26 protein-coding genes (1 of these 26 only partly in view) are annotated in these 24,644 nt (G+C 70.4%); 16 read left to right on the top strand and 10 right to left on the bottom strand.

The genetic code is table 11. From position 1 onward, the window contains the following. Positions 1 to 12: 12 nt before the first annotated feature. The 8 genes from ACWPN3_RS25955 to ACWPN3_RS25920 form a co-directional block, all read right to left on the bottom strand. A complete protein-coding gene (locus ACWPN3_RS25955) occupies positions 13 to 1,194 on the bottom strand; it encodes a type II secretion system F family protein (protein WP_492239990.1) in 1,182 nt (393 codons plus the stop codon). Positions 1,195 to 1,207: 13 nt separating this feature from the next. Next, complete coding sequence (locus tag ACWPN3_RS25950) at positions 1,208 to 2,728, bottom strand: type II secretion system protein GspD (RefSeq protein ID WP_492239989.1); 1,521 nt, start codon at positions 2,726 to 2,728, stop codon at positions 1,208 to 1,210. Continuing rightward, positions 2,716 to 3,267: a hypothetical protein gene (locus ACWPN3_RS25945; RefSeq protein WP_492239988.1), complete on the bottom strand. Its 552-nt coding sequence runs from the start codon at positions 3,265 to 3,267 to the stop codon at positions 2,716 to 2,718. The genes ACWPN3_RS25950 and ACWPN3_RS25945 overlap by 13 nt, the downstream gene beginning before the upstream one ends. 137 nt (positions 3,268 to 3,404) lie before the next feature. Beyond that, positions 3,405 to 4,109 (bottom strand): hypothetical protein, encoded by a 705-nt coding sequence (locus tag ACWPN3_RS25940; RefSeq protein ID WP_492239987.1) that lies wholly within the window; start codon positions 4,107 to 4,109, stop codon positions 3,405 to 3,407. 183 nt (positions 4,110 to 4,292) lie between these two features. After that, positions 4,293 to 4,772: a hypothetical protein gene (locus tag ACWPN3_RS25935; RefSeq protein WP_492239986.1), complete on the bottom strand. Its 480-nt coding sequence runs from the start codon at positions 4,770 to 4,772 to the stop codon at positions 4,293 to 4,295. Between the two features lie 27 nt (positions 4,773 to 4,799). Continuing rightward, entirely contained in the window at positions 4,800 to 6,329 is a 1,530-nt protein-coding gene (locus ACWPN3_RS25930) for a GspE/PulE family protein (RefSeq protein ID WP_492239985.1), read from the bottom strand. Beyond that, on the bottom strand, positions 6,317 to 7,954 hold the full coding sequence (locus ACWPN3_RS25925; RefSeq protein WP_492239984.1) for a hypothetical protein: 1,638 nt from the start codon (positions 7,952 to 7,954) through the stop codon (positions 6,317 to 6,319). Before ACWPN3_RS25925 ends, ACWPN3_RS25930 begins: the two co-directional genes overlap by 13 nt. Positions 7,955 to 8,113: 159 nt before the next feature. Continuing rightward, positions 8,114 to 8,773, bottom strand: a complete 660-nt coding sequence (locus ACWPN3_RS25920) for a hypothetical protein (protein ID WP_098740578.1) — start codon at positions 8,771 to 8,773, stop codon at positions 8,114 to 8,116. A gap of 427 nt (positions 8,774 to 9,200) precedes the next feature. On the opposite strand from ACWPN3_RS25920, the gene ACWPN3_RS25915 reads away from it, so the two are divergent. From ACWPN3_RS25915 to ACWPN3_RS25840, 16 genes are all read left to right on the top strand, one after another. Beyond that, a complete protein-coding gene (locus tag ACWPN3_RS25915) occupies positions 9,201 to 9,659 on the top strand; it encodes an excinuclease ABC subunit A (protein ID WP_247873176.1) in 459 nt (152 codons plus the stop codon). Between the two features lie 159 nt (positions 9,660 to 9,818). Further along, complete coding sequence (locus ACWPN3_RS25910; RefSeq protein WP_492239983.1) at positions 9,819 to 10,244, top strand: hypothetical protein; 426 nt, start codon at positions 9,819 to 9,821, stop codon at positions 10,242 to 10,244. Then, a complete protein-coding gene (locus ACWPN3_RS25905) occupies positions 10,241 to 10,972 on the top strand; it encodes a beta-ketoacyl synthase chain length factor (protein ID WP_492239982.1) in 732 nt (243 codons plus the stop codon). Before ACWPN3_RS25910 ends, ACWPN3_RS25905 begins: the two co-directional genes overlap by 4 nt. Continuing rightward, complete coding sequence (locus ACWPN3_RS25900) at positions 10,962 to 11,744, top strand: lysophospholipid acyltransferase family protein (protein WP_492261821.1); 783 nt, start codon at positions 10,962 to 10,964, stop codon at positions 11,742 to 11,744. Before ACWPN3_RS25905 ends, ACWPN3_RS25900 begins: the two co-directional genes overlap by 11 nt. Beyond that, positions 11,731 to 11,991: a phosphopantetheine-binding protein gene (locus tag ACWPN3_RS25895; protein ID WP_492239981.1), complete on the top strand. Its 261-nt coding sequence runs from the start codon at positions 11,731 to 11,733 to the stop codon at positions 11,989 to 11,991. The genes ACWPN3_RS25900 and ACWPN3_RS25895 overlap by 14 nt, the downstream gene beginning before the upstream one ends. Before the next feature lie 5 nt (positions 11,992 to 11,996). Continuing rightward, on the top strand, positions 11,997 to 12,245 hold the full coding sequence (locus tag ACWPN3_RS25890) for an acyl carrier protein (RefSeq protein ID WP_014239597.1): 249 nt from the start codon (positions 11,997 to 11,999) through the stop codon (positions 12,243 to 12,245). Beyond that, entirely contained in the window at positions 12,226 to 12,807 is a 582-nt protein-coding gene (locus ACWPN3_RS25885) for a COG4648 family protein (protein WP_109449882.1), read from the top strand. Before ACWPN3_RS25890 ends, ACWPN3_RS25885 begins: the two co-directional genes overlap by 20 nt. After that, a complete protein-coding gene (locus tag ACWPN3_RS25880; RefSeq protein WP_492261820.1) occupies positions 12,804 to 14,513 on the top strand; it encodes an ApeI family dehydratase in 1,710 nt (569 codons plus the stop codon). The genes ACWPN3_RS25885 and ACWPN3_RS25880 overlap by 4 nt, the downstream gene beginning before the upstream one ends. Beyond that, positions 14,510 to 14,917, top strand: coding sequence for an acyl-CoA thioesterase (locus ACWPN3_RS25875; protein ID WP_492239978.1), 408 nt, complete (start codon positions 14,510 to 14,512; stop codon positions 14,915 to 14,917). The genes ACWPN3_RS25880 and ACWPN3_RS25875 overlap by 4 nt, the downstream gene beginning before the upstream one ends. Then, on the top strand, positions 14,914 to 15,561 hold the full coding sequence (locus ACWPN3_RS25870) for a LolA family protein (protein ID WP_492239977.1): 648 nt from the start codon (positions 14,914 to 14,916) through the stop codon (positions 15,559 to 15,561). The genes ACWPN3_RS25875 and ACWPN3_RS25870 overlap by 4 nt, the downstream gene beginning before the upstream one ends. Further along, a complete protein-coding gene (locus tag ACWPN3_RS25865; protein ID WP_492239976.1) occupies positions 15,558 to 17,894 on the top strand; it encodes an MMPL family transporter in 2,337 nt (778 codons plus the stop codon). Before ACWPN3_RS25870 ends, ACWPN3_RS25865 begins: the two co-directional genes overlap by 4 nt. 49 nt (positions 17,895 to 17,943) lie before the next feature. Next, positions 17,944 to 18,570, top strand: coding sequence for a DUF3261 domain-containing protein (locus ACWPN3_RS25860; RefSeq protein WP_109449872.1), 627 nt, complete (start codon positions 17,944 to 17,946; stop codon positions 18,568 to 18,570). Beyond that, positions 18,567 to 19,766 (top strand): beta-ketoacyl-[acyl-carrier-protein] synthase family protein, encoded by a 1,200-nt coding sequence (locus ACWPN3_RS25855; RefSeq protein ID WP_109449870.1) that lies wholly within the window; start codon positions 18,567 to 18,569, stop codon positions 19,764 to 19,766. The genes ACWPN3_RS25860 and ACWPN3_RS25855 overlap by 4 nt, the downstream gene beginning before the upstream one ends. Next, positions 19,763 to 20,239: a hotdog family protein gene (locus ACWPN3_RS25850; RefSeq protein WP_109449868.1), complete on the top strand. Its 477-nt coding sequence runs from the start codon at positions 19,763 to 19,765 to the stop codon at positions 20,237 to 20,239. The genes ACWPN3_RS25855 and ACWPN3_RS25850 overlap by 4 nt, the downstream gene beginning before the upstream one ends. Then, a complete protein-coding gene (locus ACWPN3_RS25845) occupies positions 20,236 to 20,961 on the top strand; it encodes a 3-ketoacyl-ACP reductase FabG2 (protein WP_109449866.1) in 726 nt (241 codons plus the stop codon). Before ACWPN3_RS25850 ends, ACWPN3_RS25845 begins: the two co-directional genes overlap by 4 nt. Next, on the top strand, positions 20,961 to 22,184 hold the full coding sequence (locus tag ACWPN3_RS25840; RefSeq protein WP_109449864.1) for a beta-ketoacyl-ACP synthase: 1,224 nt from the start codon (positions 20,961 to 20,963) through the stop codon (positions 22,182 to 22,184). The genes ACWPN3_RS25845 and ACWPN3_RS25840 overlap by 1 nt, the downstream gene beginning before the upstream one ends. A gap of 8 nt (positions 22,185 to 22,192) precedes the next feature. Here the strand turns inward: ACWPN3_RS25840 and ACWPN3_RS25835 are convergent, their stop codons facing one another. Together ACWPN3_RS25835 and ACWPN3_RS25830 are read right to left on the bottom strand one after the other, a co-directional pair. Continuing rightward, positions 22,193 to 23,710, bottom strand: coding sequence for a phytoene desaturase family protein (locus ACWPN3_RS25835; protein ID WP_158285417.1), 1,518 nt, complete (start codon positions 23,708 to 23,710; stop codon positions 22,193 to 22,195). 139 nt (positions 23,711 to 23,849) lie between these two features. Then, positions 23,850 to 24,644 carry the end of a glycosyltransferase family 2 protein gene (locus ACWPN3_RS25830; protein ID WP_492239975.1) on the bottom strand. Its footprint extends 879 nt past the window's final position, so only the last 795 of its 1,674 coding nucleotides appear in the window; the start codon falls outside the window, past its right edge; its stop codon occupies positions 23,850 to 23,852.

Here is a 24,644-nt window from a genome sequence, read left to right as displayed (position 1 = left end):
AGTTTCCTCGGCTTAAAAGGGTTGCCGCGCGATGTGCTCGGCGAGTTGCAGGATCGGCACGATGGTCAGGCCGAACATGACGATGCCGGCCACCCCGACCACCACGACGGACAGGCCGCGCAGCACCGGTTCCGCCACCGCGACGGCGTGCAGGTAGAGGTCGCGGTATTGCTCGGCCAGCGCCGACAGGCTCTGCGCCAGTTCCACCCGGTTCTCCGCCGCGGCGATGGAGGCGCGGTCGGTGCCCGGCAGCGCCCGCATGGCGTCGGTCCAGGGCAGCCCGGCGGCGACCGCCCGCGTCGCATCAATGAGGTCGGCGGCCAGCGCACCGGCGGGGGCGCCGTCGGCGGTCAGCCGCAGCACCCGGTCGATCGGCACGCCGCCGGCCACCAGCAGCGACAGCTCGCGGAAGATCACATGGTGCTGGATGCCGAGCGCGATGTCGCGGTAGAGCGGGATCCCCATCACCAGCCGGTCGACCTGTTCCGGTGCGGCCCGCCGGCCGACGGTCGCCAGCCCGCCCAGCACGGCGAGCACGGCCAGCACAATCGCGACCAGCCCGGTGGTCAGGTTCGACAGCAGATAGACCCAGTCGACATTCACCTCCTCCCCCGCCCGCCGGAACACCTCGGTCTCGAGCAGGAGCGGCGTCAGGACGAAGGAGGTGCCGACCATCACCACGCCCGACGTCACGACATAGAGCACCGCCAGCGCCAGCCCGGAGCGGAAGCCCTGGCGCGCCCCGGCCAGTTGCCGCTCGAACTCGGCGGCGGTGCGGAGTGCCGCCGGCGTGCCCTCGCCGAAGCCGCCGGCCCGCACCAGCGCCACCAGCACCGGTGGGAAGCTGCGCGGCTGGCGCAGCATGGCGTCGGCAAGGTCGTCGCCCAGCTCCACCGCGTCGGCCATCCGTTCGGCGGTGCGGCGGATGCGCCCGCGGAAGGCGGCGGCGATGCGGCGCAGCGCCTCGGCCAGCCCGACGCGCGAGTCGAGCATCGCCGCCAGCCGGATGAACAGGATGTGCCGTTCGTTGCGGTCGAGCGGCCGGCCCCAGCCGCCAACCTTGAGCCGTCGCCGCACCGACAGCACGCGGCCCCGGCCGCTGATGGCATCGCGGGCGCGGCGTTCGTCGGCGGCCTCGACCTCGATGGAGCGGGCACGGCCGCCGGCGAGCAGCCTGACCTCGAACCACGCCATCGCCGCCGTCCCGTCAGCGTGCGGCCGGACGGAAGACCGTCACGGTCGGCCGCAGGATCAGGAAAAGCGCGTCCTTGCTGATGTCCTGCGCCTGCTTGCCGATCACCCCCTTGTCGATCGCCCCGCGGGTCACCGTCGGCTGGTTGCCGCTGAAGCCGCGGCTGTCGGTCTGCAGGCCGCCCAGCACAACCGTGTTGCCGGCCACCACCCGCACGATGTCGTTCAGCGCCTGCTCCTGCGTCACCGGCTGGGTCAGGATGCCGACCTGGTTGCCGGCATTCAGGTCGCGGAACTCGATCAGGTTGTTCAGCAGCAGGTTCAGGTCGATGGTGACGATCTGGTTGTCGGCATCGAAATGCGGCGTCAGCTTGATGGTCAGCCCGGTCTGGACCGTGCCGGTCTGCGCCGACCCCACCACTCCCGGCGAGTTCAGCGCGGCGTTGCCGGTCGCGGCGGTCGTGGTGCCGAGCCCGCCGACGGCGGTGACGCCGACCCCGGTGACATAGGGGATGGTCTGGCCGCTGCGCAGCGTCACCTCCGCCCCCGACAGGGTGTGCACCTCGACATTCTGGCGGGTGTCGGTGTTGCCGAACTTCGACAGGAAGGAGATGGCGCCGGCGACATTGAACACGCCGCTGACCCCCAGCAGCGTGCCGGGGTTGGAGATGTTGACGGAGATCGGTGCCTGGCCCGCCGAGACGGTGCCGCCAAGCCCACCGTTGACCGTCGTCGCCCCGTTGGTGGTCGTCGTGGTGGCACCCGATTGCAGCCGGTTGAACTGCAAGGCCAGCGCGTTCCAGTCGAAGCCGCTGGCCGACTGGTCGGTCAGGCCCAGGCTGACCACCGCCAGTTGGATGCGCACCATCGCCATGTTGCGGTGCAGCCGGTCGATGTAGGGCTGGATCACCTCGCTGTAGACGGTGGGCGAGGCGGAGAAGACCACCTGCCCGCCGCGCAGCGACTGGGTGATGTCGGTGGCGCCCAGCGTCTTCAGGTCGGTCATCACCGAATCGATGACCGCCTGGTTCTGCGGCACGGTGAAGGCGAAGCGGTCGCGGTTGCTGAGGAACAGCGTGCCGTTCTGCCACCACGCCACCACGCCCATGCCGGTCTCCAGCACGCCGGCCAGATCGGTGAAGCTGCCGGTGAAGGCGCGGATCGGCAGGGTCTGGCGCAGCATCGCCGCCCCGTCGGTGCCCTCGAACCGGGTGGCGACCGGCACGCCGGAATAGGTCATCATACTGGTCAGCCGGTCCAGCGTGTTCTCGCCCGACGGGAAGCTGACCGAGATCTGGCGCGCCGCGAGGCTGGCCGGCAGCGGTTGGCGCAGGGATTGGGCGACCAGCATGCCGCGGCCCACCGGCACCTCGGTCACCGCCGGGGAGTTGTCCTCGGTCAGGCGCTGTTCGGCGGCGGCGACCACCGTCTCGCGCTTCGGCAGCTCGGCCACCTCCGGCAGGGAACAGGAGGCCAGCAGCCCCAGCATTGCGGGCAGCAGGAAGCCGCTCTTGCAGATCACGGTCATCTTGCGCATGTGGCGGGTCCCCCGCCCGTCGCCGGGAAGGCGCGCGGGTCGATCAGGAACGGCGTGCCGGCACGGTCCTGGAAAAAGGCGCGGCCGTCGAGACAGCCGACGAAGGTGGCGCCCGACGGCACCAGATCGGCCGCCGACATGGCGGACCCCGGCATGTTGGGCAGCGGCGGCAGCGGCGGCGCCCCCGGCGGGCTGCCGGCCAGGGCCGCCCCCTGGCGGCGTCCGCCCGGCGCCATCGCTCCGGCGGAGGCACCACCGGGCAAGGTCCCGCCCGGCACCGCCATCCGGCGGGTCAGCGCATCCTCGACCGCCCGCGGCAGGGCACCGTCGCGCGTGCGCCCATCGAGGGCATCGATCATCGCCTTGGCGACCCGCTCCTCCAGCCCGGACACCGCGGTGTCGATGCGCTGTTGCAGGCGCCGCTCCAGATTGTCCTGGCGGGCCGATGGCGGCAGGAACGGGCTCTCCTCCGCCAGCGCGGCAGCGGGAAGCAGTGGGCCAGCCGACAGCGACGCCGCCAGCAGGGCCGCTCCCGCCATCTGTCTCATCATCCCGGAAACCCGGTCCGCCATCGTTCCCGCCCGCCGGTTGCGACCATCAGGTCCGGCGGCAATACTCCCGGCATTATGCTTGAGAATGGGTAAATCGGCGACCGTCCACAGCATCAGCGGGGGCATCAGCGGGCACTCGGTGGCTGGCCCGCAATCTCGATGCTCCACTTGCCGTCGCGGTATTCCAGCTTGCTGACATAATTGTCCGGACCGATGGCGGCCAGCGCCGCCTCCCACTGCCGGTGGGGCATCTGTTCCAGCGTCAGGGCCTGCGGCTGCGGCACGCGGTGCGGTGACCAGTAATACAGCCCGCCGCCGGTGGTCAGCAGCCCCAGCCCGGCGGCGAAGCCGACCGACGACAGCGCCAGCGGCACCGAGACCGGCGCCGACACCCGCCGCATCCGCCGCGTCGCCCGGATGGTGCGCAGCCTGACCTGATCGGCGGTCACCCAAGGCGGGATCACCACGCCATAGGCCTTGCCGTCGACCGGCACCGTCGGCCGGATCGCCGCCATCTGAAGCTGGACCTGCCGGCTCTTGGCCTCGGGCAGCAGCCCGCCGACCGGACGCCCGTTGCGCACCGTCAGCTCGAACACCCGGCGTCCCGACGGCACCAGCGCGATTCCGCCGGGATTGGCGTCGAGCTCCGTCACCAGATCGGGCAGGAAGGACCGGCCGGGGCCGCCCTCGTGGATTTCATAGAGGAAGCCGGTCCACAGCGGCTCGACCGCGTACCAGCAGCGTTCGGAGCTTCCCACCGTGCGCCGCGCGAACGAGCGCGCATAGGCGAGGGCGTCGCGGCGCTCCACACCTTCCAGGAAGCCGTACATGACATTGGTCGCGAGACCGCCGCTGCCCAAGAACGCCCCTGCCTTCCCGACTCGACCGAAAGAGGTGGCGACAGTCCGTCCAAGGTACCACGCACGGACAGGGCGCCGCAGCATCTCTATGCCCGCCGACGCCCCGCGGTCAATGGCCGGGGCTGAAACAACGTGAGGACCGGGGCCACTCCCCTATCGCGTCGTCCGCTGCATCCACAGGGTGGCGGCAATGGTTCCCGCCGGCTCTCCCCCCGCCCCGCCGCAGGTGCGCGTCACCTCGTACAGCCCCTCCGGCCGCCGGGTGGCGAGCGAAGCCAGCGCCCCCGTCACCGGATCGCCGCCAACTCCAACGGCAGAGCCGCCGGACAGCGGGCCGGACAGGCAGAACCAGGTCCCCTCCGCCTGCACGCCGTAGGACCAGGACAGCCCCGACACCGCCGGCGGCATCGTGCCGAAGGCCGGGAACAGCGCCGCCTGCCATCCGTCGGCGGCCGGCACCGCGGCACCGCTGGCCTGCCGGCTGCGATAGGCGCCCTCCAGCACGGAAAAGCCGGAATCGGCCTGCGAGGCGACGCGGCTTTTCGCCATGGCCGAAGGGTTGACGTACTGGATGCCGCCCGCCACCACCATGCCCATCAGGGCAAGGGCGAAGATCGCCTGGATGATGTTCATCGCCGCCGACGTGTCATGTCTTCCGCCTCACGTCTTCGGCCGCGGCGCCGGCATGCGCTGCTCCACACCCTTGGCCTCGCTGCCGAAGACGCGGCGCAGTTCGGCCGCGGTGGTGACGCCGGCGTGGAATTTGGCGACCGCATCCTCATACAGCGACCGCCAGTTCCTTGCCCCCTTCGCCGCGGCGACCACCGCGGCGGGCTCGTCGAACACCGCGCATTCGCTGACGGCCGTCCGCCCGGCATAGCCGGCATTGCCGCAGGCCGCGCAGCCGGCGCCATGGCAGGCCCGGCAGAGGGTGCGGACCAGCGACTGGACCAGAACGCCGCGCAGCAGCGACTTGATGTCGTGAGCCGGAACGCCGAGATGGCGCAGCCGGTCGATGGCCCCGTTCACCGACCCCGTGTGCAGGGTGGTCAGCACCATATGGCCGGTGTCGGCGGCGCGCACCGCGATCTGCGCGGTCTCCTCGTCGCGCACCTCGCCCAGCACGATCACGTCGGGATCGGCGCGCATGAAGGTGCGGACCACCCGCGCGAAGTCCAGCTTGACCGCCGGGTTGACATTCACCTGGCCCGTATAGGCCATGCGGTATTCCACCGGGTCCTCGATGCTGTAGATGGCACGGCCCAGCCGGTCCATCTCACGCACGGTCGCGCTCAGGGTGGTCGACTTGCCGGACCCGGTCGGCCCGCAGACCAGGCACAGCCCATGGCGGCGGTCCACCGCGCGGCGCCAGTCGCCGACCTGGCTGATGCCCAGCCGGTCCAGGTTCGGCTGCACCCGCTCCACGTCCAGGATGCGCATGACGATGATCTCGCCATCCACCGACGGCACGGTGGTCACGCGCAGATCGACCGGCCGCCCGCGATGCTCGACCTCGAACCGCCCTTCCTGCGGCAGCCGCCGTTCCGCCAGATCCATGCCGGAGCGGTCCTTGATCCGGGCGACGATGGTGGCGGCGGTGGTCGACGCCGTCTCGTCCATCAGGCGGCGGATGCCGTCCACCCGCAGGAAGATGCTGCAGGTCTTGCGGCGCGGCAGGATGTGGATGTCCGACGCCCCGGCCTCCACCGCGCGCGACACCAGCTGCTCCACCGGATCGCTGTCCTCCAGCCCGGACTGGGCCCGGCGGACGCGGTCGAGGAACTCGTCGAACTGGTCGGGGACGAAGCTGCTGAAGCGCACCATCCGCCCGGGGTAGTAACGGGCGGCCACCCGGCCGGCCACCGATTCGTCGTGCAGCGTCGCCACATGCACCGCATCGTCGCTGAGCCCGGTGACGATGATCGCGTGCCGCTCCAGCAGCGGCAGCGGGATCGGCGTGCCGCCCATCGCCTCCGGCGTTTCCAGGGCGGTCTCGTGGCTGATCTTCGCCTCATCCAGGTCGGTGCGGGCAAGGAAGCCGTTGCGCACCAGGATGGCGCCCAGCGGTTCGCCGGTCACCCGCTGCTCCGCCATCGCCGCATCGAGGATGCCGCGCGTCACCAGCCCCTTGCGCAGCAGGTAGCCGGCAAGTTCTTCGCGGAAGGCGGCGGACGGCTTCAGGACCGGCATGTCCAGCTCGCCCGGTTGGCGACCGACGGCAGGACCGCGCCCGATGCGGCGGCCCCGGAAACGGCCCGCGCCCCCTCCCCCGCGACAGCCTGCTGGGAAAACAGCGCCCCCTGGGCGCAGCGGCCGCCGGGCGCCGACCAGATGTGGCTGTTGGGGTCCGCCACCGCGTGCGACCCGCCGAGGTCGAGGACACCGGCACTGCCCGGCCGCGCCGCCGGCCCGCCGATGACGGAGGATTTCATCTCCAACTGCCCGTTCTCGATGACGATGCCGAAGGGGGTGCCGTTGTCGACGGCAACATCGGTCCGGTCGAGGATGGCTTGGCCGCCGCCGCTGCGCAGCGCCGCCATCGGCAATCCCCTGCCATGGACTTGCAAGGACGGGCGCCGCGACTCGGCCGTGAAGGTGACGCCGGCCCCCAGCGAGGACACCAGCGCACTGCGCCCGGCCCCCACCGTCACCTCGACGGCGGCGTCGCGGAACAGGGCGGTGCCGCCGTCGACCAGCACACCGTCGCCGCCGGGCGCCGTCACCGTCAGCTTCCCGCCCGCGACGTCCAACCGCGCATGCGCCACCCGCAGCCCGGCGGCCCGGTTGGTCGAGATGGCGTTGTTGCCGGCGAAGGTCAGCCGGGTGCCGGGAAGCGCCTCGACCGGCATCTCGAAGCCGACATTCTCGATCCGGGTATCGGTCGGCAGCCGGAGCGCCACGTCCGGCGGGTTGGTGGACACCACGACTCCGGCGGCTTCCGCCTTCAGCACCAGCCGCACCGCCCGGCCGCCGTCCTGATCCGCGGCCAGCGCCTGAACCTGCGCCGCCGGAAGCTCGTGCCGGCCGGGGGCGAGGCGCAGGACCATGGTCGAGGGCCGGGTCGCCTGCCAATGGCCGAGCGCGGCCGACAGGGTCATGGCGTCGGCCGGGCTGGTCCCGGTCGCATCGCCCTGCGCGGTCGGCGCCACATGGCGCGTGACGGTCGCCGAGGCGGCCAGCGCTGCGAGATCGGCCGAGGCCCCGCGGGTGACGGCGACGGCGCTGCCCTCGGCAACCTCGATCCGGCCGTCGCGGAAGGTCAGGGCCGCGCAGTCCGGCAGAGCGGTCGAGCCGATCGGCGGCGCCACGATCGCGGCGATCACCCCGGCACGGGCCAACTCCGTTGGAGCCGCGGGTGCGGCCGCCACGTAGCTGCGCCCGCCGCCGGCCGCCCCCGCCGGCCAGGACGCCGTGCGGAGCTGCGCCGCCGCCCGGTCCGATGCCGGAGCGAACACGCAATAGCCGTAGACCGCTCCCCAGGGTGTCCGGGTGCCCGGCATCAGCCAGCGCGGCAGGGTGCCGGCCGGCTGCGCCGGCTCCTTGGCCGCAGCCTTGCCGGTCGATGCCTGCCCTTTTGCGGATGCGGCGCCTGCCGGACGGGGAGGCGGATCCTCGGGCGCCGGCGGACTGGCGACTCCGTCATTGTCGAGAACGCGCAGGTTGGCCTCGACCAGCGCCGCCAGCCGGTGCATGTCGGCGGCACTTCGCTGCGCCTGGCTGATCCGGTTCGAGGCGTCGACCATGGTGTAGGCGGTGTAGCCGGTCGTCGCCACCAGCGAGATGGCCATGATCGTCATCAGGATCAGCGATGTCATGGCATGGCCTCCAAATCGGGCCCACTCTATCTTGCCGCCGGGTCGCGGACCAATCCCGTTGCCGCGCATTCCGGAAAAAGACCCGGAAAATCACAAGAAAACGCCCCGGCCACAGGGGTCGGGGCGCTTCGGTCAGCAACAGGGCGCCTCAGACGACGCTTAGAACTTGTAGTAGGCGACGTACTTGTTGTTGTCACCGGCGATGCCGGTCACGTTGTTGAAGGTCAGCGCGGTCGCCGTGGTGATCTGGACGCAGCCGAACTTGTAGCCGGTGAAGGCGGTGTTGAAGGCGGCCGGGGTGGCGACGGTCAGCGTCAGGCCGGTGCCGGGAACGGCCAGCGTACCGGTGGCGGAGATCTGGCCGCCGGCACGGGCGATTTCCGTGCACTGGGACAGGGCCGTGGTGCCCAGCACCAGGAAGATGCCGCCGTTGGCGAAGCTGCCGAACTGGGTGACGCCGGTGGCGGTCGCCGTGTTGGTCAGGTCGAGCGTGTAGGCACCGGCGACGCCGTTCCAGGTGGCGGAAATCGTCGGAGCGGTCGGCACGGCGGCGAGATAGCCGGTGTTGATCAAGTCGGTCTGCGTCGCCGCACCGGACATGGTCGGGAACGTCGAACCTGCGGCACCCAGGGTCGTGGTGTTGCCGTTGCTGCCATACAGCGTCCAGGCCGCATCGACCTGCGACAGCGCCTGGATGATGCCGACGGCGGCGGCCTTCGGACCGGCGGTGGTGAAGGCGCTACCGACATAGAACACGCCGGCGGCTCCCATCACCGCCGTAAGAGCGACCGAAATAATGACGGTCAAAATATTGAACATTCATGTCTCCTGGGGCGGCCGGCACACGGCTGGTGGTCGCGCGGCAGGAGGCCGGCCCGCCAGCCCCTTCCCGGCCCGGCGACCTTCCCTCTGCCTTGCTTTTGTCTAAAATAGGTTCGCCGTGAAGGCGTTTATGAGAGGTTAATTTCGCGCAGGCGTTGATTTGCGCACCGACTGTAGAGCGCGGGTTCCCCATAGCCCGACAACCCACCGCACACTCTCGTCACAGCGGTCCATTCCGCGGATGAAGGGTCGCGAACGGCAAAAGACCGGAAACACCGAGAAGCCACCGGGCGTTGACTCTGCCGCCAGCGGCGGTCCGAGGCGGGTTCGGCCGCCAACCGAAGAATCATGAAAGCGGTTGCACAGCCAATGCCTCCGCTTAAGATAGCATCGTCTGCGAAATATTCTTTCTTTGGGAGGGACCGTGAACAAAGCCGCTACCCTGGCGCTGATTTCCACCGTCGCATCGGCCATTGTCTCTGCCGCATCTCCCGCTTCGGCCCGGGACGCGCACCTGATGTTTCCGATAGAGTCCGCCCTCAACACAGCCGCAGCCCAGGAGAAGCTGGACAAGGGCGTGAAGCTTTATTTTGGCAACCAGAAACATCCCAATCCGGTCAAAGTCGTCGGCGAATGGGCCACAAACAAGAAGACCAACGCATTCAACAAATCCGACAAGGAGGCTTGCGAGTGGGTCTTTCTCAGCGCCGTTCTGGAACTGCAGGAGCGCGCCCGCAAAGAAGGCGGTAACGCGGTGATCGACATCAAAAGCAATTACAAGAACACGGAAACGAACAGCAATACGGAATACATGTGCGGCGCCGGCAACATCATGGCAGGCGTGGCGCTCAAGGGAACCGTGGTCAAGCTGGGCGCCAAGTAAAGCCGCCGGCATGGGCCTTGCCGTCGCAACGACGGCTCCGGCCATCGACGGCAAGACCGGCAACCGTATCGCAAAATCGATGCGCGCCTCTATCCACAACGTGACCCTGCCATGATAGGGTCCGCACTCGCTCCACATGGCGTCCGGAAACGGCAGGACATGACTTTGCAGACCGGCATCCGCACGCTTTTCCTCATTCTCGCGACGGTCGCCGTGCTCGGCGGCTGCAGCCGCCGGCAGCCCATCTACCGGGTAACCGACCAGCCCATGCCGGCGGCGTCGCGCAACCTGTCAGCCGCGGTCCTCCAGCGGACGATCATGGAAGCGGCGATCGACCGCGGCTGGTCCGCGGAGTGGAAGGCGCCCGGTGAGATTCTGGCGACGAAGGCATGGAAGGATCACGAGGCGGTCGTCGAAATCCGCTATTCGCATGAAAGCTACACCATCGATCATGTGTCCACGACCAACCTACGGGAGCGGGGCGAAACCGTTCATCAGGCCTACAACAAGTTGGTGCGCGCGCTGCAGGACGAGATCGAGCGGCGCCTGCGCCAGGCCGAACCCCGGGTCCCGTCCGCGCCATGACTGAAACCCTGCGTGTCGCCATCCGCGGCTGGTGCGCCTGGGCGCCGGAGCGCAGCACCCGCGCCGCGTGGCGGGCCTGGGCGGGTGCGCCCGCCCTGTCCGACGATGCCCAGCCGCCGGCGCTCCCCATGATGTTGCGCCGCCGCACCTCGCCCATCGGGCAGAGGCTGATCGCCGCCGCGCTGGCCTGCGGCGACGCGGCGCAGACGGCGCGCTACGTCCTCGCCTCCGGCCATGGCGAGCTGGCGCGGACCGTCGGCATCATCGATTCGCTGCGGCAGGGCGAGTTGCCGTCGCCGGCCGAGTTCAGCCTGTCCGTGCATCACGGCCTGGCCGGGTTGCTGTCCATCCACACCGGCAACCGCCGAGGCCACACGGCGCTCGCCGCCGGTCCCGACAGCTTCACCTTCGGACTGCTGGAGGCCGCCGCCAGCCTGGCCGAAAACCCGTCGGAACCGGTGCTTCTGCTCTACGCCGACGCGCCGATGCCCGACGAATACGCGCACTTCCACACCGCAGCCGACGAAGCCCTGCCGCTGGCGGTCGCCCTGGCGCTCGGCCCCGCGGATGGAGAGGGCGAAGGGCTTGCGCTGCACTGCGCGCCGTCGGCCGGCGGGCCGGCCGCAGAGTCCACGGCGCTCGATTTCATGCGCTTCCTGCTGTCCGGAGCGCCCCGGGCAACCTCGCGCGGGGCGCGGCTCGACTGGGTGTGGCACCGTGCCGGCTAAGGTTCTGGACAGGCTGTGGCGGCGCGCGGCCACCGGATTCGCCTTCGCCTTCCTGTTCGGCGGCGGCGCAATCCTGGCGCCCACCATCTTTCCGCTGCTGGCGCTGACCAGCCCGGCGGGTGCTGTCCGGCGCCAGCGCTGCCAACACCTCATCCATCTGATCTTCCGCTTCTACATCCGCATGCTGCGCGTGCTGCGCGTCATCGACCTGAAGGTCGAGGGCGCCGAGCGCCTGCGCGACGGGCATGGCAAGCTGGTGGTGGCCAACCACCCCTCGCTGCTCGACGTGGTGATTCTGATGGCGCTGATGCCGCGCGCCCAGTGCATCGTGAAGAAGGAACTGTGGGAAAGCCGCTGGCTGGGCGGCATGGTGCGCGGCGCCGGTTACATCCGCAACGACCTCGACCCGGAGGCGCTGCTCGACGCCTGCCGCACCGCGCTGGAGGCCGGCGACGAACTCATCATCTTTCCCGAAGGCACGCGCACCGTCCCCGGCGAGCCGATCCGTTTCCGCCGCGGTTTCGCCAATCTGGCCACCCTGCTGGAAGCCGAGGTGCAACCGGTCACGATAACCTGCGATCCGCCCACGCTCATTAAGGGCGAAAAATGGTGGATGATCCCACCGCGACGGCCGATTTTTCGCGTCATGGTAGGGGATCGTCTGGACGTTACGGGGTTGCTCGGCTATCAGTACCGCTCACTGGCGGCCAGGAAGCTGGTGCGCAGTCTAGAAGAATATTTTGCGGAACGGTTGGCCGATGGAAAAGCTTGAACGTGAGTTGAAGGTTTTGATTGTTGACGCGCTCAAGCTGGAAGATATCGCCCCAGAAGATATTGACAGCGAAGAGCCGCTCTTTAATGATGGACTAGGCCTCGATTCCATTGACGCCCTGGAACTGGGGGTCGCGCTGCGCAAGACTTACGGAATCAAGATTGAGTCGGTGACGGACGACGTGAAGCAACATTTCGCCAACGTACGGTCTCTTGCCAGCTTCATTCAATCTCAGCATGCGGAGTAGAGGCCATGCTGACGCAGGATGAAATTTACGCGCGCCTCCAAAGCTATCTCGAAGACATGTTCGAGGTGCCGCCCGAGAAGATCTCCCGGGAGGCGCGGCTGTTCGAGGATCTCGACCTCGACAGCATCGACGCGGTCGATCTGGTGGTGAAGCTGCAGGAACTGACCGGCCGCAAGTTCAAGCCCGAGGAGTTCAAGAGCGTCCGCACGGTCGGCGATGTTCTCGACCGTGTGCATGCCCTCCTCCAGGAATAGGCTGCACCCGCTCGGCGTCGCGGCCCTGGTCGTCGCCGGAGCCCTCTATCCCGTGCTGGTCTATGGCGGGCGGGCTTCGGTGCCGCCGCTGGCCTTCGTGGCAGTGGCCCTGGCGCTGATCGGGGCGCGCTTCGCCATTTGCTCTTCGCCTGCGGCGCGGGTCTGGCGCCTTCCGCTGGCGGCGGCGGCGGTCCTGGTCGGCGTGCTCGCCGTGCTCGATGGCACGCTGGCGGCCAAGGCCTATCCGGTCGCGCTCAGCCTCGGCACCGCGGCGGCGTTCGGCGCCTCGCTGCGGCACCCGCCCAGCCTCGTCGAGCGATTCGCCCGTCTCCATGAGCCCGACCTGCCGCCGTCGGGGCAGGCCTACTGCCGCACCGTCACCGTGGTGTGGACCGTCTGGCTGGTGTCGAACGCCGCCGTCGCCGGGGCGCTGGCCCTGTGGGGCAGCGACGAGGCGTGGGCGCTGTGGACCGGTCTCATCGCCTACATCGTCATGGGCCTGCTGTTCGGCGGCGAAGTCCTGGTCCGCCGCTCCATGCGCCGGAGGCACGCCGGGGCATGACCGCCATCCCGCTTTCCCGTCTGCTCGCCGTGGGGCGGCCGGACGATGCGCCGGTTGCCGACGGCGTCACCTTCGCCCGCTTCCGGGCCGACGTGGCCGGCAACGCGGCACGGCTGAAGGGGTGCCGGCGCGGGCTTCTGGTCGCGGCGGACGCTTATTGGGGCGCGGTGGGGCTGCTGGCGCTGCTGCACGCCGGCGCCGAGGTGACGATCCCGCCGAACGCCCAGCCGGGAACTCTGACCGCCCTGACCGCGGACGGTGCCGTGCCGGTCGGCGGCGATCTGCGGCCGGGTGGCGAAGGGCCGGGTGGCGAAGAGATGGCGTTGACCCCGCTCGATCCCGAGACGCCCTTGACCTTCTTCACCTCCGGCTCGACCGGCGAGCCGAAGCGGGTGGTCCGCACCCTCGGCATGCTGGAGGCCGAAGCCCTGGCGACCGAGGCCGTGCTCGGACGGCTGGCCGGGCCGACCGCCCGCGTGCATGCCACGGTCCCCCACCAGCACGTCTACGGTCTGAACTTCCGCCTGCTGTGGCCGCTGGTCACCGGCCGCCCCTTCGCCAGCACGATGCACGAGCTGTGGGAGACGGTGCCGGCCGCGCTCGACGCGGGGTCTGTGCTGGTCACCAGCCCGGCGCACCTGACCCGGCTGTCGGGCATCGCGCCGCTGCCGCCGTCGCGGCGTCCGGCGCTGGTGCTGTCGGCCGGAGCCCCCCTTCCGGAGCCCGCTGCGCGGGAGGCAGCGGCGGTCTTCGGCACAGCGGTCACCGAGATCTTCGGCAGCACCGAGACCGGAGCCATCGCCCACCGCCGCCGCGAGGGCGGTGATCCGCCCTGGCGCCCGCTGCCCGGCGTCGTCGCCGGACGCACCCCGGAGGGTCGCCTGCGGGTCGGAGCGGCGCATGTGGAAGGGCGGGAGCATGTCGGCTCCGACCTGGTGGAAATGGCCGGGGACGGCGGCTTCCGTCTCCTTGGCCGCGCCGACCGGATCGCGAAGGTGGAGGGCAAGCGCGTCAGCTTGCCGGAGGTGGAGGCGCAGTTGCGCCGCTCCCCCCTGGTGGCCGACGCCGCCGTGCTGACGCTGGAGCAGCTTTGCGCCGTCGTGGTGCCGAGCGCCGAGGGCGCGGCGCGCCTGGAGGAGATCGGCGCCTTCCGCTTCGGCCGCTCGTTGCGGCGGGAATTGTCCGCCGTTTTGGAACCTGCCGGCCTGCCGCGCCGCTGGCGCTTCGTGAACCGTTTGCCGGATGGCGCGTTGGGCAAGCGTCGGCATGCCGACATCGCCGCCCTGTTCGAGGAGGCCACCCTGTCTGAAGCCGCCCTTTCTGAAGCCGTCCTGCCTGAGATGGCTGGCCCCCGGTCAACCGCCCCCGATGTCCGCGCCGTCCGGTCGCTTGCCGACGGGGTGGAGCTGGACCTCTTCATTCCCGGCAACCTCGTGCAGCTCGATGGTCATTTTCCCGGCATGCCGATCGTGCCGGGCGTGGCGCAGATCGATTGGGCGGTGATGTTCGCCAACACGCATCTCGGCCTCGGGATCGAGGCGGCGCAGGCGCTGCAGGTGAAGTTCCGGCGAGTCACCGTTCCGGACACGCTGGTGACGCTGGCGTTGCGCCACGCCCCGGCACGGCGCCGCCTGTCCTTCGAGTATCGCTGCGGGGACGAGACGCTGTCCTCCGGCTCCATCGGCGTGGAGGGGATCGCCCCATGATTTCGGCAGAGGTCATCACCCGCGCGCAGTTCTACGACCTCGACCCCATGCAGGTGGTCTGGCATGGCAACTACGCCCGGTATCTGGAGCAGGCGCGTTGCGCGCTGCTCGACCGCATCGGCTACAATTACCCGGAGATGGCGTCGTCGGGATACGTTTTCCCCATCGTCGACCTCCATGTGAAGTATGTGCGCCCCATTCGCTTCGGTCAGTCGGTCAAAGTCACGGCGACTCTGGTCGAGTACGAGAACCGCATCCGCATCGACTACCGCATCCATGACGAGCAGGACGGCACGTTGCTGACCAAGGCGCGCACGGTGCAGCTCGCGGTGAAGGAGGAGGGGGCGGAGCTGTGCTTCGAATGCCCCGCGGTGTTCACGGACAAGGTGAGGGCTCTGCTGTGACGCGCATCGTCGTTTTCCTCCTGACCCTGCTGGCCGCCTTCCCGGCGCCGGCCGCCGAGACGCCGGCCGCCGGGACGCTTGCCTCCGAGAGGCTGGCCACCGAGACGCTCAATGAGGGGCAGGTGCTGCGCGGCGCCTTCGTGCAGGAGCGTTTCCTCAAGGGCTTCCAGGCGCCGCTGAAGAGCGGGGGCCATTTCACCCTGGCGCCGGGCCGCGGGCTGATCTGGCGCACCGAGACCCCCTTCGCAGTCACCACCGTCATGAGCCCCGCCGGTCTCGTGCAGGAGGTGAAAGGCAACGAGACCATGCGCCTGCCCGCCGCGCGCCTGCCCTTCATGTCGAAGCTCTACACCATGCTGGGCGGCGCGCTGACCGGTGACTGGAAGGCGCTGGAGGACATGTTCGCGGTTGAGCGCGGCGGCGACCGCGACGCCTGGACCCTCCACCTGACGCCGCGCCGGACCAACGACCCGACCATGCCGATCCGCGCCATCGACGTGCGCGGCGGGCGCTTCGTGGAAGAGGTCGAGATCGTCAAGCCCGACGGCGACCGCGACCGCCTGACCTTCCGCGACCAGCGTCTGAACGCGGAAGCGCCGACGGCGGACGAGGCGGCGCTGCTGGCCTCGGCGGCGCGTCCGTGAGACGGCTGGGGGCACTGCTCTGGCTCGCGCTCGTCCTGCTGGCCGGCGGCTATCTCGCGCTGCGCCTTCACGACGGGCTGGGCTTCCGCACCGATCTGCTCGCCCTGCTGCCGCGCGAGGAGCAGGACCCCGTTCTGCAGCGTGCCAACGATGCGGTGACCAAGGCGCTGGGTCGCCGGGTGCTGGTGCTGGTCGGGCACGCCGACCGCGAAACCGCCCGCAAGGCGGCGGCGAAGCTCGGCGACGCCCTTCTGGCGACGGGGCAGGTGGAGCGGATCGGCGAGGGTATCGACGTCGACCGGCTGAAGCGGCTGGGGGCTCTCTACTTTCCCCATCGCCAGAGCCTGCTCAGCGATGGCGACCGGGCGCTCCTGGCGGCCGGCAAGGGGGAGGAGGTCGCCACCCGCGCGCAGGCGCAGGCATTCGGCTTCGCCGGGCTTGTGGACGCCGGGCTGCTGCGCACCGACCCGTTCCTGCTGCTGCCTTCCTTCCTCACCAACCTGCCCTTCCCGCTGTCGCGGCTCACCCCCGACGAGGGCATGCTCAGCGTCACCGAGAACGGCACGACCTGGGTTCTGGTCAGCGCCGTTCTGGCCGGCGAGCCGTTCGAGCTGGATTTGCAGGACCGGCTGGTCGACGCCTTCGACGCCGCCGTGGGGGAGATGCCGGGCGTCACGGTGAAGCGGCTGGGCGCGGTGTTCTTCGCGCACGCCGGCTCGAAGACCGCGATCGCCGAAGCCTCCACGCTCGGCACGCTGTCGTTGGTCGGCACCATAGTGCTGACGGCGCTGGCGTTCCGCCGGCCGGGACCGCTGCTGCACAATCTGCTGGCGCTGGGCGTCGGGATGACGGTCGGGTTGAGCGGAAGCCTGCTGCTGTTCGGCGAACTGCATGTGGCGGCGCTGCTGTTCGGGTCCAGCCTGATCGGGGTGGCGGTGGACTACAGCCTGCATTACAGCGCCAGCCTGTTCGACCCCCTGTCGGGAAGCCCGCGCGACCGGCTGCGCCACGTTCTGCCGGGCATCGCGCTGGGGCTGGTCACCACCTTGATCGGCTACGCGGCGCTGATGCTGGCGCCCTTTCCAGGGCTCCGGCAGATCGCCGCCTTCTCGATCATCGGACTGGTGGGCGCCTTCCTGACGGTGGTGCTGTGGCTGCCCTCGCTCGACCGGGCGGGAAAGCTGACGCACGGCGCCTGGATGCTGCGCGCCGCGGCTGGCCTGTGGGGTTTCTGGGAGGAGCGCCGCTGGCGCGGCGTGCGCGTCGTTCTCCTGCTGGGCTGCGCGCTGGCCGGAACGGTGGGGCTGGCGCGGCTGTCGGCGGACGACGACGTCCGGCGGTTGCAGGCGGTCTCGGCGGAACTGAGGCAGGAGCAGGACGAGATCCAGCGGCTGATCGGTGCCACCACCGCCGCGCAGTTCCTGCTGGTGCAGGCCGCGGACGACGAGGCGGCGCTGCGGCTGCAGGAGGATCTCGCCGCCACGCTGGCCGGGCTGAAGGCGAAAGGAAGCATCGCCGGCTACCAGATGCCGGCCGCCTTCGTGCCGTCCGCCCGGACGCAACGGGAAAACCGCGCACTGGTCGCCGGGGCGCTCGACGGTCCTCTGCTGGCGGCGCAGCGCGCCAGCCTCGGCTTGCCGCCGGCCGGGCCGGATGACAAGGCTCCGAACGACAAGGCGGCGGACGGGGTGCTGACGCTGAAAGAAGCGCTGGCGGCGGACAGCGTGCCGTTCCTGCGCGAGCTCGTGCTCGGGCCGGGGCTGCACGTGGTGGCCTTGCAGGGGCTGAACGATCCGGACGCCGTGCGCGCCGCGGTGGCCGGCACGGCCGGCGTCCGGCTGGTGAACCCGACGGCGGACTTCTCGGCGCTGCTCGCCAAGTACCGGCACCGGGCGCTGCTGCTGACCGGGCTGGCGGGACTGCTGATGTTGCCCGTGCTGATGTGGCGCTACGGCTGGCGAGGGGGGCTGTGGACGCTGTTGCCACCCGGGGCGGCGCTCATCCTGGCGCCGGCGGCGGTGGGGCTGATGGGCCAGGATTTCACCTTCTTCCATGCCATGGCGCTGGTGCTGATCCTCTCCATCGGCGTGGACTACGCCGTCTTCTGCGCGGAGAGCGGCGTGGAGCAGCAGCCGGTGACCATGCTGGCGGTGTGGCTGGCGACCCTGACGACCTTGCTGTCCTTCGGGCTCCTGGCCTTCAGCGCCGTTCCGGCGGTGCACAGCTTCGGCATGACCATGCTGATCGGAATCTCCATTGCCTTTCTTTTCGCACCGCTGGCCGCGCGCGGCGCGCGCCACAATGAAGCCACAACCGGTGCGCGGTTACTCTGATTGGTGTATGCTCTAGGTTAGATACATTTCTGGGAAATCACCTCACGTCATGACCACGCATAAGGGGTGGGTCGCACTCCTGTTCCTGCTCGGAGCGTGCGCCTCCGTGCCCGGCAGCGGCCCGGCGGACCCAAGCACGCCGCTGCTCGCCCCCGGCGAGCCGCTGGCCCTGCCGCGCCCGTCCGATCTCGGGCAGAGCATCGAGGCGGCACAGCTCATCACCGCCAGCCGCGACGGGCAGACCTTCGTTTTCGAGGGCCGGATCAGCGTCACGCCGGAGCGGTTCCTGCTGGTCGGGGTGGACAGCCTGGGCCGTCGCGCCATGACCGTCACCTGGAGCGATGCCGGGTTGAAGATGGAGACCGCCCCCTGGCTGCCCCCGGCCCTGCGGCCGGGCAGCATGCTGGCCGACATCGTCGTGCTGTACTGGCCCGAAGCGGTCGTGCAGAAGGCGCTCGCCCCCGCGGGCGGCACGCTGAGCGCCGACCCGCACCGGCGCAGCGTGCGCATCGACGGCAAGGAGGTGCTGCACGCCGAACGCAGCTGGGCCGACGGCGCGCCATGGACCGGCACCCTGCGCTACGCCAACCTCGCCTGGGGCTACGAGATCGAGGTGCAGTCCACGGCAGCATCCGCGGCGGCATCCACGGCGCCATCCGCGGCGGCGGCGCAATGAGCCACCCGCTCGGGCTTGCCGCCCTGGGCCTCGCCACCCCCATCGGCACCGGGGCGGTCGCGGTGGCCGATGCCTTGTTCGCCGGCACCCGCGACGGTCTGCGCCCGCGCACCGGCTTCGTGCCCGGCCGCGCAGTGCATGTCGGTTCGGTGGACGCGCCGCTGCCGCCGGTCCCGGCGGGGCTGGAGACCTACGACTGCCGCAACAACCGCCTGCTGCTGCTGGCCCTGGAGCAGATCCGCGACGCCGTCGAAACGGCGGCCGCGCGCCACGGCCGGCACCGGATCGCCGTGATCATCGGCACCAGCACCTCGGGCATGGCCGAGGCGGAGGCCGGCTTCACGGCGATGCGCCGCGACGGCGCGTGGACGGGTCCGTTTCATTACGACCAGCTTGCCACCGGCGGGCCGGCGGAGTTCGCGGCGCGCGCGCTCGACCTGCCGGGGCCGGCCTACACGGTGGCGACGGCCTGCTCCTCCAGCGGCAAGGTGTTCGCGTCCGCCCGGCGGCTGATCCGCTCGGGGCTGTGCGACGCCGCCGTCGTCGGCGGTGCCGACACGCTGTGCGGCACGACCCTGGGCGGCTTCAGCGCGCTGGAGGCGGTATCGGCGGGCCTGTGCAATCCCTTCAGCGCCAATCGCGACGGCATCAACATCGGCGAGGCGGCGGCGGTCTTCCTGCTGACCGCGGAGGATGCCCCGGTTCAGCTTCTCGGGGTGGGTGAAAGCTCCGACGCGCACCACGTCAGCGCCCCCGACCCGGAGGGCCGCGGCGCCTTCGCCGCCATGCGGGCGGCGCTGGACGACGCCGGGCTGGCGCCGCAGGACATCGCCTATGTCAACCTGCACGGCACCGCGACGGCGCTCAACGATTCCATGGAGGGCAAGGCGGTGCACGCGCTGTTCGGCGACGCGACCCCGTGCAGCTCCACCAAGGCGATGACCGGCCACACGCTGGGCGCCGCCGGGGCGTGCGAGGCGGCGTTCCTGTGGCTGGCCCTGAATCCAGCCCACAACCCCGACGGCCTGCTGCCCCCACACCTGTGGGACGGCGCGCCCGACCCGGAAATTCCGCCGTTGAACCTGATCGGCCCCGGCGCGGCGCTTCCCGCCGGACCGGCGGCGATGCTCAGCAACTCCTTCGCGTTCGGCGGCAGCAACGTGGCCCTGGTGCTGGGCCGGGGGGAATGGCGATGAGCGCGTATCCGTGGTCCATCGAGGATTTGCTGCCGCACGCACGCCCGATGATTTTGCTGGACGAGGCGGTCGGACGGGTGGACGACCGCTTCGTGTCGGCGCTGACCGTGCGGGAGGGGGCGCCCTTCGTGGTGACGGGGCGGGGCGCCCCGGCCCATGTCGCCGTGGAGTGGATGGCGCAGACCTGCGGCGCCCAGGCCGGAGCCGAGGCCAGGGAAGCCGGCGGCGACGTCCGTCTCGGCCTGCTGCTGGGCACGCGCGACTTCCGCGCCTCCGTTCCCTGGTTCGCCATCGGCGAGCGGTTGGAGGTGTCGGTGGCGCCGGTCTTCCGGGACGAGAACATTGGGTCTTTCGATTGTGTGGTGATGCGCGCGGGCACCGGGGACGAACTGGCGAAGGCCCAGCTCACCGTCTACCAGCCCGAGGACACGGCCGCGCTGCTCGCCAGCCAGGGAGTTCAGGTCGAACGATGAAGAAGACGATTCTGGTCACCGGAGCCAGCAAGGGCATCGGCCGCGCGGTCGCCGAACGGCTGGCCGCCGACGGCTTCGCGGTGGTGGTGCATTACGGCCGCGACGCGGCCGGCGGCGAGGCGACGCTGGCCGACGTCCGCGCGGCCGGCGGCGAGGGCCGGCTGCTCGGCTTCGACATCGCCGACCGCGACGCCGCCCGCGCCGCGCTGGAGGCCGACATGGAGGCGCACGGCCCCTATTGGGGCGCCGTCCTGAACGCCGGCATCGCCCGCGACGCCGCCTTCCCGGCCATGGCGGACGACGATTGGGATTCGGTTCTCCACACCAACCTCGACGGCTTCTACAACGTGCTGAAGCCGCTGGTGATGCCGATGGTCTCGGCCCGCAGGGGCGGACGGATCGTGACGCTGTCGTCGGTGTCGGGGCTGGTCGGCAACCGCGGACAGGTCAACTACAGCGCCGCGAAGGCCGGCATCATCGGCGCCACCAAGGCGCTGGCGATCGAGCTGGCGAAGCGGAACATCACGGTGAACTGCGTGGCGCCCGGCATCGTCGAGACGCAAATGACCGATGGGCTGCCCATGGAGGAAGCCTTGAAGCTGGTCCCCATGCGCCGGGCCGGCCGGCCGGACGAGGTCGCGGCGGTGGTGTCCTTCCTGTGTTCCGACGGGGCGGCTTACGTGACGCGGCAGGTGATCGCGGTGAACGGGGGTATGGTGTGATGCGCAGGGTGGTCGTCACGGGCATGGGTGGGGTGAGCGCGCTGGGCGAGGACTGGCCGACCATCCGCGCCCGCATGGCGAAGGGCGAGACCGCCGTCCGCACCATGGGGGAGTGGGACCGTTTCCACGGAATCAACACGCGCCTCGCCGCCCCGGTGACCGGCTTCTCGGTGGAGAGCCGCTATCCGCGCAAGAAGACGCGGACCATGGGACCGGTCTCCCGGATGGCGGTCTACGCCACCGAGAAGGCGCTGAACGACGCGGCCCTGCTGAACGACCCGTTCGTCCGCGGCGGGCGCATGGGCATCGCCTACGGATCGTCCTTCGGCAGTCCCGCCCCGGTGATCGCCTTCGCCGAGCTGATGACCCAGGGCGCGTCGAAGACGCTCAACGCGACCAGCTACATCCAGATGATGAGCCACACCGCGGCGGTGAACATCGGGTTGTTCTACGGCGTGACCGGCCGCATCATCCCGACCAGCAGCGCCTGCACCTCCGGCAGCCAGGCCATCGGCTACGCCTACGAGGCGATCAAGTGGGGCAAGGCCGACGCCATGATCGCCGGCGGCGCCGAGGAACTGGACGTGACCGAATCGGCGGTGTTCGACACGCTGTTCGCCACCTCCACCCGCAACGACCGCCCGCACACCAGCCCCCGCCCCTACGACCGCGACCGCGACGGGCTGGTGATCGGCGAAGGCGCCACCACCTTGGTCCTGGAGGAGCGCGAGCACGCCATCGCCCGCGGCGCCAACATCCACGCGGAGATCGTCGGCTTCGCCTGCAATTCCGACGGCAACCACGTCACCCAGCCGCAGGCCGGTACCATGGAGATCGCCCTGCGCATGGCCTTGGAGGACGCCGGGGTGTCGACGGACGCCATCGGCTTCGTCAACGGCCACGGCACCGCCACCGAATGGGGCGACATCGCCGAGACCGCGGCGACCCACGCCGTCTTCGGGCCGCGCGCGCCCATCCATTCGCTAAAGAGCTATTTCGGCCATTCTCTGGGCGCCTGCGGCGCTCTGGAGGCGTGGCTGGGCATCGAGATGATGCGCGAGGGCTGGTTCGCCCCGACCGCCAATCTGGACAATGTGGACGAACGCTGCGCCGAGCTGGACTACGTCATGGGCGAGGGCCGGCGCATCGACACCGAGTTCCTGATGTCCAACAACTTCGCCTTCGGCGGCATCAACACGTCGCTGGTGTTCCGGCGCGGGTAGACGGGCGTCTACTCCGCCGCCCTGGCCTCCGCCGGGAACCCCGTTGCCAGGTTTGCCGCGCCCATGCCGGAGATCACCACCGCTTCGACGCCGGGACCGCTTTGGCAGCCGGCGCCGACCAGCATCAGCCCCGGCAGCGGCGTCTTGTTCGGCGGGCACCATTGGCCGCGGGCGGCGCCGTAGATCGCGCCATTGTCGGCGAGCGCGTAGCGGGTGAAGGTGGTCGGGCTGGCCGTCTGGCGGTAGAGGATGCGCCCCCGCAGCCCGGGAAGCACGCTCTCCGCCGCGGCGACCAGACGGTCGGCGAAGGCTTCCTTGCGCCGGCGGTTGGCGGCCTTGTCGGCGGCGAACCATTCGACTGCCTCGGGTTCGGGCCGTAGGCAGAGCATGCTGACGGCGGCGTGGCCCTCCGGGGCCAGGGACGCATCGACGGCGCTCGGGTTGCCGATGCCGAAATGCAGGCCGTCCGCCCCGACGAACACGCGGGCCGGCAGGTCCGGAACGCCCTCCACGGCGAGGCTGACCAGCACCGCCGTGGGGCCGCGCTTCAGCCCCCTCACACGCTGGGCGTAGCGTTTGGGCAGCAGCGCCGGGTCCACCAGCCGCGTCAACGTGCCGACCACGTCGGAATTGGCCAACACCAGCGGCGCCCGGTGCACCGTTCCGTCGGCGGTGGCGATGCCGGCGGCCCGACCGCCCTCGATCAGGATGCGTTCGGCGCGGGTGCGCAGATGGACGGCGCCGCCCCGCTCCCGCACCACCGCGCACAGCAGGTCCGCCAGCCGCTGGGAGCCGCCGGCCGGGTACCAGCCGCCTTCCAGATAATAGCCGAACAGCGGCGCCATCTCACGCACGGGCAGCAGTTCGGGGCGGTCGGTGAGATACTCGCTGATGGTGGTCAGCAGGGCCTTCAGCCGCGGGGCGCGCAGATGGGTATCCAGCATCTCGGCGTAGGGGCGGTGCATCCAACGCCAGGCGTCGGGCCGGCGGGCGGTCCAGGACCGCATGGCCTCCAGCGTGGCGGGCGGCATCGGCACGCCGCCGGTCTCATCCACATCGGCGTAGAGATCGGCGTAGACGCGCCCCATCTCCGCGAAGAAGCTGGCGATCCCCGGAGCCTCCTGCGGGAACAGCGCCTGGAGGTGCGTCACCAGCTCCGCCGGCCGGTCCGGCACATCCAGGCACAGGCCGTCCTGCACATAGCGGTGGCGGACCCGGCGCCAGTCCATGCGATGCGCCACGCCCAGGCCCTCCAGCAGCCGCCGCAGCGGTCCGCGTGGCCCCAGCCCGCTGAAATCCTGCACTCCGGCGTCGAAGATGTAGCGCCCCACCGACCCATCCCGGCCGCGGACCTTGCGCAGCCAGGACGAGCAGTAGCCTCCCGGCCGGTCGTGCGCCTCCACAACCAGCACCTTCAGCCCGCGCTCCGCCAGGGTCGCCGCCGCCGACAGCCCGCCGATCCCGGCGCCGACCACCACCGCATGATGCTCGTGCTCGCCAGCCGGCCAACCGCCGAACGTCGGCATCGGCCATGCCGAGGACTGACCGGACAAGGGACGATGCGTCATGGAAGGAAAGCCGGGCGGTGCAGGGCGAGAGACGAGCGCCCTATACGCCCGGCCTCCATCGATGCCATCTCAGGCTGTATCACTGCGTGGAAAGGTTTCACCGCGGCCCGGCCTTCGGGTCAGCCCAAAAGTCGAAGAAGTTGTACCATTGCAGCGGGTCGCGCAAGCAATGGTGCTCCAGCCTTGCAGCGTAGCGCGCGGCGAGCACGGCGAGCGCGTCGTCCTTCCCGCGCCGCGGCAATTCGATGCGCTCGGCGAAGGGCTCGAAGGTGACGCGGTGGCCCTGTCCCTCGCGCAGGCAGAACAGGAGGTAAACCGGGCAGCCCATCAACGCCGCCAACACGTAGGGTCCCTGCGAGAAGGCGGCCTCCCGGCCGAGGAACGGAACCCTGCTGACCCGGCCGTTGAACTCCACCGGCGTGCGGTCCCCGGCGATGGCGATCCATTCGCCGCGCTCCACCCTCTCCTTGAGATCGATGGCGGTCTGCGGGCCGATGTCGGTGACTTGTATGGTGTGGTCCGCGGCGTCGGGGCGGACGGAGCGGATCATCTGGTTGTAGCGGACGGCATGCCGCGTGTGCAGCAGCACGTTGATGTCTTTTCCAAACCGGGTCCCCAGGCGGGCACGCGACAATTCGGCGTTGCCCAGGTGCGAAACGATCAGCAGCGCCCCACGCCCCTCCGCGGCGAGGCGGCCCAGCGGCTCGTCGCCGTCGACGGCGATGGGACCGGTGCGCTCCGGAGCGGCCCAGGCGATGAAGGTGTCGAGCGCCTTGACGGCGAAGCCCATGTGGTGTCGCAGCCCGTCCCGCCAGGACGGGGCCGGCAGGCCTTTCGCCGCGTTGGCGCGCGTCAGGAAGTCCAGCGAATGCCGCCGTCCCGCGGCATTGGT

This window comes from Azospirillum sp. UENF 111221, assembly GCF_058780625.1.
The sequence above is the reverse complement of the archived record's forward strand: the minus strand, read 5'-3'. Positions and strand labels throughout refer to the sequence as shown.

Excerpts from the sequence above, each read along its gene's own strand:
- ACWPN3_RS25955 (WP_492239990.1), bottom strand. The coding sequence starts at position 1,194 with ATGGCGTGGTTCGAGGTCAGGCTGCTCGCCGGCGGCCGTGCCCGCTCC.
- ACWPN3_RS25950 (WP_492239989.1), bottom strand. The coding sequence starts at position 2,728 with ATGCGCAAGATGACCGTGATCTGCAAGAGCGGCTTCCTGCTGCCCGCA.
- ACWPN3_RS25945 (WP_492239988.1), bottom strand. The coding sequence starts at position 3,267 with ATGGCGGGAGCGGCCCTGCTGGCGGCGTCGCTGTCGGCTGGCCCACTG.
- ACWPN3_RS25940 (WP_492239987.1), bottom strand. The coding sequence starts at position 4,109 with ATGTACGGCTTCCTGGAAGGTGTGGAGCGCCGCGACGCCCTCGCCTAT.
- ACWPN3_RS25935 (WP_492239986.1), bottom strand. The coding sequence starts at position 4,772 with ATGAACATCATCCAGGCGATCTTCGCCCTTGCCCTGATGGGCATGGTG.
- ACWPN3_RS25930 (WP_492239985.1), bottom strand. The coding sequence starts at position 6,329 with ATGCCGGTCCTGAAGCCGTCCGCCGCCTTCCGCGAAGAACTTGCCGGC.
- ACWPN3_RS25925 (WP_492239984.1), bottom strand. The coding sequence starts at position 7,954 with ATGACATCGCTGATCCTGATGACGATCATGGCCATCTCGCTGGTGGCG.
- ACWPN3_RS25920 (WP_098740578.1), bottom strand. The coding sequence starts at position 8,773 with ATGTTCAATATTTTGACCGTCATTATTTCGGTCGCTCTTACGGCGGTG.
- ACWPN3_RS25910 (WP_492239983.1), top strand. The coding sequence starts at position 9,819 with ATGACTTTGCAGACCGGCATCCGCACGCTTTTCCTCATTCTCGCGACG.
- ACWPN3_RS25905 (WP_492239982.1), top strand. The coding sequence starts at position 10,241 with ATGACTGAAACCCTGCGTGTCGCCATCCGCGGCTGGTGCGCCTGGGCG.
- ACWPN3_RS25895 (WP_492239981.1), top strand. The coding sequence starts at position 11,731 with ATGGAAAAGCTTGAACGTGAGTTGAAGGTTTTGATTGTTGACGCGCTC.
- ACWPN3_RS25890 (WP_014239597.1), top strand. The coding sequence starts at position 11,997 with ATGCTGACGCAGGATGAAATTTACGCGCGCCTCCAAAGCTATCTCGAA.
- ACWPN3_RS25885 (WP_109449882.1), top strand. The coding sequence starts at position 12,226 with ATGCCCTCCTCCAGGAATAGGCTGCACCCGCTCGGCGTCGCGGCCCTG.
- ACWPN3_RS25880 (WP_492261820.1), top strand. The coding sequence starts at position 12,804 with ATGACCGCCATCCCGCTTTCCCGTCTGCTCGCCGTGGGGCGGCCGGAC.
- ACWPN3_RS25875 (WP_492239978.1), top strand. The coding sequence starts at position 14,510 with ATGATTTCGGCAGAGGTCATCACCCGCGCGCAGTTCTACGACCTCGAC.
- ACWPN3_RS25860 (WP_109449872.1), top strand. The coding sequence starts at position 17,944 with ATGACCACGCATAAGGGGTGGGTCGCACTCCTGTTCCTGCTCGGAGCG.
- ACWPN3_RS25855 (WP_109449870.1), top strand. The coding sequence starts at position 18,567 with ATGAGCCACCCGCTCGGGCTTGCCGCCCTGGGCCTCGCCACCCCCATC.
- ACWPN3_RS25850 (WP_109449868.1), top strand. The coding sequence starts at position 19,763 with ATGAGCGCGTATCCGTGGTCCATCGAGGATTTGCTGCCGCACGCACGC.
- ACWPN3_RS25845 (WP_109449866.1), top strand. The coding sequence starts at position 20,236 with ATGAAGAAGACGATTCTGGTCACCGGAGCCAGCAAGGGCATCGGCCGC.
- ACWPN3_RS25840 (WP_109449864.1), top strand. The coding sequence starts at position 20,961 with ATGCGCAGGGTGGTCGTCACGGGCATGGGTGGGGTGAGCGCGCTGGGC.
- ACWPN3_RS25835 (WP_158285417.1), bottom strand. The coding sequence starts at position 23,710 with ATGCCGACGTTCGGCGGTTGGCCGGCTGGCGAGCACGAGCATCATGCG.